This window comes from Embleya sp. NPDC005971 (genome assembly GCF_040629175.1).
GTDB lineage: Bacteria > Actinomycetota > Actinomycetes > Streptomycetales > Streptomycetaceae > Embleya.
The window spans coordinates 76,455-83,210 of record NZ_JBEXUX010000046.1; the positions used below are offsets into that span (position 1 = coordinate 76,455).

Genomic DNA, 6,756 nt, shown 5'->3' on the forward strand with positions numbered 1-6,756 from the left:
TCCTTAGCGTGGGTCCGGCGCGCTCCCCCGGGGTGGAAACGACGAGATGGGGCGACGGTCGGCGAGGACCGGGAACTGGGCGCGTACCCGGTCGACGTCGGCGGGGTCGGCGTCGCAGAAGGTGACGCCCTCCTCGGTGCCGGCCTCGACCAGGACGCGGCCCCAGGCGTCGACGACACGGCTGTGTCCACCGAGTTCGACGCCGCCGTCCTGGACGCCGACCGCGTTGCAGGCGATCACGAGCAGTTGTTGTTCGACGGCTCGGCAGGAGGTGAACAGTTGCCAGTGCTCGCGGCGGGCGGCGGGCCAGGCGGCGGGTACGACGGCGATGCGGGCCCCTCGGTCGACCAGGTCGCGCCACAGTTCGGGGAAGCGCAGGTCGTAGCAGGTGGTGGCGCCCAGGCGCCCGAGGGCGGTGCCGGCCACGTCGATCCGGTCGCCGGGGGTGAGCAGTTCGGCCTCGCGGGAGGCGTGGCCGAAGACGTGGATCTTGCGGTAGGTGTGCGCGATCAGCCCGTCCGGGGTGATCAGGGCGGCGGTGTTGAACAGTCGGCCGTCGTCGTCGCGCTGGACGAAGCTGCCCAGGTGCACGTGCGCGTCCAGCGCCCGGGCCCAGGCGCGGGCCGCGGTGACCGTGGGACCGTTCAGCGGCTCGGCGTGTTCGGCGTAGGACTCGAAGCCGAAGTAGCCGGCCGCCCACAGTTCGGGGAGCACGACCAGGTCGGCCCCGCGGGCCTGTTCGACCATCGAGCCCACCCGCTCGCGGCGGGCTCGGGGCGTTTCGGTGGGCGGGCTGGCGACCTGGACCAGGGCGATCCTCATCACGCCCCCAGGGAGTCGTCGGAGCCCCGGCGGGCGACTTCGGGCAGGTGCAGCGCGGCGAGCGTGCTGCCCAGGTGGGTCCCCAGTGCCTGGGCCGCCCGGTCCGGATCACCGGTGCGCAGAGCGGACACGATCGCCGCGTGCTCGGCCAAGACCTTGCGGAAACGGCCCTCGTCGCCGACGACGGCACGCAGACCCATCCGGACCTGGCGCTCGCGCAACGCCTCGTAGAAGTCGGCGAGGACCGGGTTGCCGGCCTGCCGCACGATCGCGCCGTGGAAGGCCCGGTCGCAGTCGATGAATCCCACCGCGTCGTCGACCAGGCCCTCCTGGGCGGCCACGAGGGCGTCGAGCTCGTCCAGGAACGCTTCGCCGGCCGGGACCACGCGCCGCATGCTCCAGTCCTCGATCAGTTCGCGGGCTTCCATCACGGTGCGTACCTCCGCGTCCGAGATGGGCGGTACGAAGGCGCCCTTCTTCGGCATGATCTGCACGAATCCCTCGGTTTCCAGGCGCAGCAACGCCTCGCGCACCGGAGTTCGCGACGTGCCCGCCGCCTGGGCGACCTCGGACTCGATCAGGAAGGTTCCCCCGTCCCGAGGCAGGGCGGAGATGTGCTTCTTGAGCCATCGATAGGTGATGTCCTGGGCGGATCCACCGCCGGCGGGCTTTCGTACGCTGCTCATGAACACAATGTATACAACGCGCATACCAACGACAAGAGGTTCGCGTCGGCGACTCCGGTGAACGTCGCGGGCAGCCCGGAGGTCGTGGTGTTCTCGGCGTACGTCACGCGCGGGCCGACGATCGGCATCGTCGATCGGGCGACCTGCTCGACGGGGGCGGGTCCACCCACGACGAGAGCCCGGGCGCGGCCTGATCTCGCGCGCCCTTCGCAACGAGTTCGAGCCCGTGCGCGCCGCCGGCACCCGATCCCCTGAAGGACGCGTCGGGATGCCGACGGGCAGTTCGCGTCGTTCACCGTGCACGATCAGTTCGACCCGTAGTCCGGCCGCCGCCGCGTCATCGACGGCGGCGAGCGTGGGCGCCGGGGCCAGGTCGGCGCTCTGCGGGGTATCGCTCCCCTCTCGCAGGATGCCGAGCAGGCGGCGCATCTCGCGCAGCGCGGTGCGCCCGGTGGCCTCGATCGAGCCGAGCGCGCAGCGCCTCCTCGGGCCGCTCGGGCCCCGACGAGGTGCGCGACGCCGGCCTGCACGGTGATCAGGCTCATGCTGTGCGCGACCACGTCGTGCAACTCGCGGGCCATCCGCAGCCGTTCCTCCGCCGCGTCCGCCGCGGCCCGCCGCTCGGCGTCGTGGGCCGCGGTTTCATGTCGGCCCGGGCCTTGAGTGTGGCCGGGTGAGCGCTGGGGTGTTCGAAGTCGTTCCCGCATTCCCCTGGTTCGCCGGGCGGGCGGCGTGGAGGGTGCGCGGCGGGGGCGTCCGGCACGCCGCGCGATCGCGGAGCCTCCCGGTGTCGGGCGCCGCCCCTCTTGGTCGTCGAGGTCGGCGGGCTGCTTTCCGGGAGTGGGCCCGGTCGAGGACGGGCGGCAGTGGTCGGCACGAAGCCCCGGGGCCGCCTTGGCGAGGTCCCGGGGCTTCGTCGTGCTCAGCGCGTGGCGGCGGGCTCCGGGAGCCGTCGCGACGTGTTCATCTCCTCGGTGGTGGCGACCAGCGGGGCCGGCTCTGGGTTCTTGGCGGCCTCGTCCAGTGCCTCCCGGAGGGCGGCCTCGTTGGTCGGCCTGGCCGCTTCCAGGAGTTCCAGGCCCGGCCCGGTCACGTCGGTGTAGATGCCGCGGCGGTCGGTCGCGCAGAGGTAGCGCGAGAGCAGGCCGCGGTCCTCCAGCCGGGTGACCAGGCGCGTGGTGGCGCTCTGGCTGAGCACCACCGCGTCGGCGACCTGCTTCATCTGCAGGTGACCGCCCTCGCCGTCGTGCTGGCGGCTGAGCACGTCGAGCAGCGAGTACTCGCGCACGCTCAGGTCGTGCTCGGCCTGGAGCGCGCGCTCGATGTGCGCCTCGATCCGGCCGGCCAGGAGGTAGAGGGCGGCCCATCCGTTGGCGAGGGCGGTCAGCGCGGGGTCCGTGGCGGTCATGGGCGAGGCTCCTTCCGGGTACGTCGCCCCCCAGGATAAGCCTCGCGCAAATATCGGCCAGCGCATGTATTCCGCCTATACAAATATTGCCCTCCACACCGCCCGAATGCGCGATCCCGCCGCCGTCCGGAGAATCGGTCCTACCTGGCCCCCAGGAATCCCCCCTGCACCCGCGCGGCAATCGCCGCCGCACAGGGCTCGGAACGAAGGGAATCGTCATGGCCGTTTCCAGCACCCCGATGAACCTCACCCGGGCGGCCCACGTCGGGATCTCGGTGTCGGACCTGGACGCCTCGATCGCGTTCTATCAGGCCCTCACCGGGCGCGAGCCCGTCGCCTCGGGAACCATGCACAGCGTGCCGTTCGGCGGGTCGCAGGGCCTGTCCACCGCGGAGCTGCGCTACGCCACGATCAACCTCGACAACAGCCTCGGCATCGACCTCATCGAGTTCCGCAACCCGCCCGGCGAGCCGACCCGGGGCGCCGCCAACCGTCCGGGCTCGATGCACCTGTGTCTGCGGGTGGACGACTTCGACGTGGTGTACCGGCGGATGAAGGACGCGGGCTACGGCTTCCTCGGCGACGACTACACGTTCATCGCGGGTGAGGTGACGCCGGCGGCGGCGCTCGGCACCAGGGTGGCGTACTTCAACGACCCGGACGGCACCAACCTGGAGATCATCCGGCCCGAGGGCGGCTTCGCCGCTTGAGGGGCTTGACCGGCGCGGGTGGGATCCGGACCGACACGGTCCTGGACCCCACCCGCGTTCGCGTGTCCGCCGCCATCGCCCACCATCGGCCATAAGCGAATGCCCGCACTTGCATTAGCCAGCGTATGCAACTATTGTCGGAGCACGTAAGGCGCAACAGCAATCGTATGGAGGGTGGCACACCATGCCTCTCGCGCTCCTGGCCTTGGCCATCGGGGCCTTCGGGATCGGCACCACCGAGTTCGTGATCATGGGCCTGCTGCCCGAGATCGCCGCCGACTACGGGGTGTCCATCCCCTCCGCCGGGCTCCTGGTCACCGGTTACGCGATCGGCGTCGTCATCGGCGCCCCGCTGATGACGGTGCTCGGCACCCGGATCGGCCGCAAGACGATGCTCATGGTCCTCATGGGCCTGTTCGTGGCTGGAAACCTGCTCTCCGCCGTGGCACCGACCATGGGCGTGATGCTCGCCGGCCGCATCGTGGCCTCCCTCGCCCACGGCGCGTTCTTCGGCATCGGCTCGGTGGTCGCCGCCGACCTCGTGGCCCCCGACAAGAAGGCCGGCGCCATCGCCACCATGTTCACCGGCCTCACCGTCGCCAACATCGTCGGCGTGCCGCTGGGCACCTTCATCGGCCAGGCCGTCGGCTGGCGCGTCACCTTCGCCGGCGTCGCCGCACTCGGAGTGATCGGCCTGCTCGGCATCGCGAAGCTGGTACCGGCCATGCCCCGCCCCGAAGGCGCCCACCTGCGGCGCGAGCTCACGGCGTTCCGCAACCCCCAGGTCCTGCTCGCCATGGCGATGACCGTCCTCGGCTTCGGCGGCGTTTTCGCGGCGATCACCTACATCGCCCCGATGATGACCCACACGGCCGGCTACTCCGACGGCGCCGTCACCTGGCTGCTGGTCCTGTTCGGCATCGGCATGTTCCTCGGCAACCTGCTCGGCGGCAAGTTCGCCGACCGCAAGCTGATGCCGATGCTCTACGCCTCTCTCGGCGGACTCGCCGTCGTGCTGGCGCTGTTCACCGTCACCGCCCACAACAAGATCCTGGCCGCGGTGACCATCCTGCTCGTCGGGGGGCTCGGCTTCGCCACCGTCCCACCGCTCCAGAAGCGGGTCCTGGACCAGGCGCACGGCGCGCCCACCCTGGCCTCCGCCGTCAACATCGGCGCCTTCAACCTCGGCAACGCCCTTGCCGCCTGGCTCGGCGGAATGGTCATCTCCGCCGGCCTCGGTTACACCGCCCCGAACTGGGTCGGCGCGCTGCTCGCCGGAGCCGCGCTCCTGCTGGCCGTCTGGTCCGCCGCCCTGGAGCGCCGAACCCCCGTACGGGAGAGCACCCCCGCCGCCGCTCCCACCCCCGCCGCCGTCGCCGTCGCCGGCCGCCACTGACCGCCCTCCGTTCCCCCTCCCCCGTTCCTTCCAGGAGAAGAGCCACCATGAGCACCACCCTCACCCCGCTGACCACCGCCGACGCCGAGACCCTCGTCGACGCCGCCCGCCGCGCCGCCCGGGCGGCCGGGGTCGCGGTCAGCGTCACCGTCCTGGACGCGGGCGGCCACCCGCTCGCCTTCCTCCGCGACGACAGCGCCGTGCTGATCTCCGGCGAGACCAGCACCCGCAAGGCGTACACCGCCCTCCAACTGGGCGCCCCCACCGCCGACCTGGTCGACCTCGTCAAGCCGGACGGACCCTTCCACACCCTGCCCACCGCGCTCGACCGGCCGCTCCTGTTCATCGCCGGCGGCGTCCCGATCCACCGCGACGGCAGGCTCGTCGGCGCCATCGGCCTCGGCGGCGGCGCCCCCGAGCAGGACCACTCGTTCGCCACCGCCGCGCTGACGAAACTCCCCCGGTGACCCGCACCCCGCAGGAGGTCTTCGCCGACCACGGTCGGCGCCTGGGCACCGGGGACCTCGACCACATCGCCGGGAACTACACCGAGGACACCGTCCTCATCACCCCCGAGGGCGCGTTCTGCGGCCACGCCGGGGTCCGCCGGGTCATCGGCCGCCTCCTGGCCGATCTCCCGGACGCCGACTGGCACCTGGACCCGCGGTTCGCGGGCGGAGTGCTGTTCCTCCAGTGGACCGCCGCCACCGCCACCCACCGGGTCACCGACGGCACCGACACCTTCGTCTTCCGCGACGGACTCATCAGCGCCCAGACCGTCCGCTACACCCTCACCGCCCACCCTCACTGAAGGAAGCACGCACCATGAACAACCCCACCGTCCCCACCGTGAAGCTCAACAACGGGGTCGAGATCCCCCAGCTCGGCTTCGGCGTCTTCCAGGTCCCCGACGACCAGACCACCGCCGCCGTCACCTCCGCCCTGGAGGCCGGCTACCGCAGCATCGACACCGCCGCGATCTACGGCAACGAGACCGGCGTCGGCCGAGCGCTCGCGGCGTCCGGCCTGCCGCGCGAGGAACTGTTCGTCACCACCAAGCTGTGGAACGCCGACCAGGGCTACGACAAGACCCTGCGCGCCTTCGACACCGCTCTCGGCAAGCTCGGCCTCGACACCGTCGACCTGTACCTGATCCACTGGCCCACCCCCGAGCGCGACCTCTACCTCGACTCCTGGCGCGCCATCGAGCGCCTCGCCGAGGAGGGCCGCATCCGCGCCGCCGGCGTCTCCAACTTCCAGCCCGCCCACCTCCGGCGCCTGATGGACCACAGCGACCTGGTGCCCGCCGTCAACCAGGTCGAGCTGCATCCCGGCCTCCAGCAGGCCGACCTGCGCACCTTCCACGCCGAGCACGGCATCGCCACCGAGGCGTGGAGCCCGCTCGCCCAGGGCGCCGTCCTGGACGACCCAGCGATCACCTCGATCGCCGCCCGCACCGGCAAGTCCGCCGCCCAGGTGGTCCTGCGCTGGCACCTCCAGCTCGGCAACATCGTCATCCCGAAGTCCGTCACCCCGGCGCGCATCCGCCAGAACCTGGACGTTTTCGACTTCCGGCTGACCGACGAGGACGTGGCCGCCATCGCCGCGGGCGACCGCGGCCTGCGCACCGGGCCGCACCCGGACCGGTTCAACTGACCGGCCCGCACCCCCGGACACACTGCCCGCCAGAAAGCTCAGCGTCTGCGCCTCGGCCTGACTTCGCGCGGCCTGATG

The 6,756-nt window shown here is 71.8% G+C and carries 9 protein-coding genes; 5 read left to right on the forward strand and 4 right to left on the reverse strand.

Annotation, left to right across the window (positions count from 1 at the left end; genetic code table 11):
• Positions 1-3: 3 nt before the first annotated feature.
• The 4 genes from ABZ374_RS32635 to ABZ374_RS32650 all read right to left on the reverse strand — a co-directional run bounded on the left by ABZ374_RS32635 (position 4) and on the right by ABZ374_RS32650 (position 2,916).
• Positions 4-822 (reverse strand): nitrilase-related carbon-nitrogen hydrolase, encoded by an 819-nt coding sequence (locus ABZ374_RS32635; RefSeq protein WP_360317952.1) that lies wholly within the window; start codon positions 820-822, stop codon positions 4-6.
• Positions 822-1,508: a GntR family transcriptional regulator gene (locus ABZ374_RS32640; RefSeq protein WP_360317955.1), complete on the reverse strand. Its 687-nt coding sequence runs from the start codon at positions 1,506-1,508 to the stop codon at positions 822-824. Before ABZ374_RS32640 ends, ABZ374_RS32635 begins: the two co-directional genes overlap by 1 nt.
• Positions 1,509-1,813: 305 nt before the next feature.
• Positions 1,814-2,215 (reverse strand): histidine kinase dimerization/phosphoacceptor domain-containing protein, encoded by a 402-nt coding sequence (locus tag ABZ374_RS32645; protein ID WP_360317958.1) that lies wholly within the window; start codon positions 2,213-2,215, stop codon positions 1,814-1,816.
• A gap of 215 nt (positions 2,216-2,430) precedes the next feature.
• Positions 2,431-2,916 (reverse strand): MarR family transcriptional regulator, encoded by a 486-nt coding sequence (locus tag ABZ374_RS32650; RefSeq protein ID WP_360317961.1) that lies wholly within the window; start codon positions 2,914-2,916, stop codon positions 2,431-2,433.
• Positions 2,917-3,134: 218 nt separating this feature from the next.
• Between ABZ374_RS32650 and ABZ374_RS32655 the strand changes: the two genes are divergently transcribed.
• From ABZ374_RS32655 to ABZ374_RS32675, 5 genes are all read left to right on the forward strand, one after another.
• On the forward strand, positions 3,135-3,626 hold the full coding sequence (locus tag ABZ374_RS32655) for a VOC family protein (protein WP_360317964.1): 492 nt from the start codon (positions 3,135-3,137) through the stop codon (positions 3,624-3,626).
• 184 nt (positions 3,627-3,810) lie between these two features.
• Entirely contained in the window at positions 3,811-5,022 is a 1,212-nt protein-coding gene (locus ABZ374_RS32660) for an MFS transporter (RefSeq protein ID WP_360317967.1), read from the forward strand.
• Between the two features lie 47 nt (positions 5,023-5,069).
• Positions 5,070-5,489, forward strand: a complete 420-nt coding sequence (locus ABZ374_RS32665) for a heme-binding protein (RefSeq protein WP_360317970.1) — start codon at positions 5,070-5,072, stop codon at positions 5,487-5,489.
• Positions 5,486-5,833 carry a nuclear transport factor 2 family protein gene (locus ABZ374_RS32670; protein ID WP_360317973.1) on the forward strand — a complete coding sequence of 116 codons (348 nt, stop codon included), beginning with the start codon at positions 5,486-5,488 and terminating at the stop codon, positions 5,831-5,833. Before ABZ374_RS32665 ends, ABZ374_RS32670 begins: the two co-directional genes overlap by 4 nt.
• 14 nt (positions 5,834-5,847) lie before the next feature.
• Entirely contained in the window at positions 5,848-6,678 is an 831-nt protein-coding gene (locus ABZ374_RS32675; RefSeq protein ID WP_360317976.1) for an aldo/keto reductase, read from the forward strand.
• The last annotated feature ends 78 nt before the right edge of the window (positions 6,679-6,756 follow it).

Coding starts and splice junctions, on each gene's coding strand:
- ABZ374_RS32650 (WP_360317961.1), bottom strand. CDS start 2,916: ATGACCGCCACGGACCCCGCGCTGACCGCCCTCGCCAACGGATGGGCC.
- ABZ374_RS32640 (WP_360317955.1), bottom strand. CDS start 1,508: ATGAGCAGCGTACGAAAGCCCGCCGGCGGTGGATCCGCCCAGGACATC.
- ABZ374_RS32665 (WP_360317970.1), top strand. CDS start 5,070: ATGAGCACCACCCTCACCCCGCTGACCACCGCCGACGCCGAGACCCTC.
- ABZ374_RS32655 (WP_360317964.1), top strand. CDS start 3,135: ATGGCCGTTTCCAGCACCCCGATGAACCTCACCCGGGCGGCCCACGTC.
- ABZ374_RS32660 (WP_360317967.1), top strand. CDS start 3,811: ATGCCTCTCGCGCTCCTGGCCTTGGCCATCGGGGCCTTCGGGATCGGC.
- ABZ374_RS32645 (WP_360317958.1), bottom strand. CDS start 2,215: ATGCGGGAACGACTTCGAACACCCCAGCGCTCACCCGGCCACACTCAA.
- ABZ374_RS32635 (WP_360317952.1), bottom strand. CDS start 822: ATGAGGATCGCCCTGGTCCAGGTCGCCAGCCCGCCCACCGAAACGCCC.
- ABZ374_RS32675 (WP_360317976.1), top strand. CDS start 5,848: ATGAACAACCCCACCGTCCCCACCGTGAAGCTCAACAACGGGGTCGAG.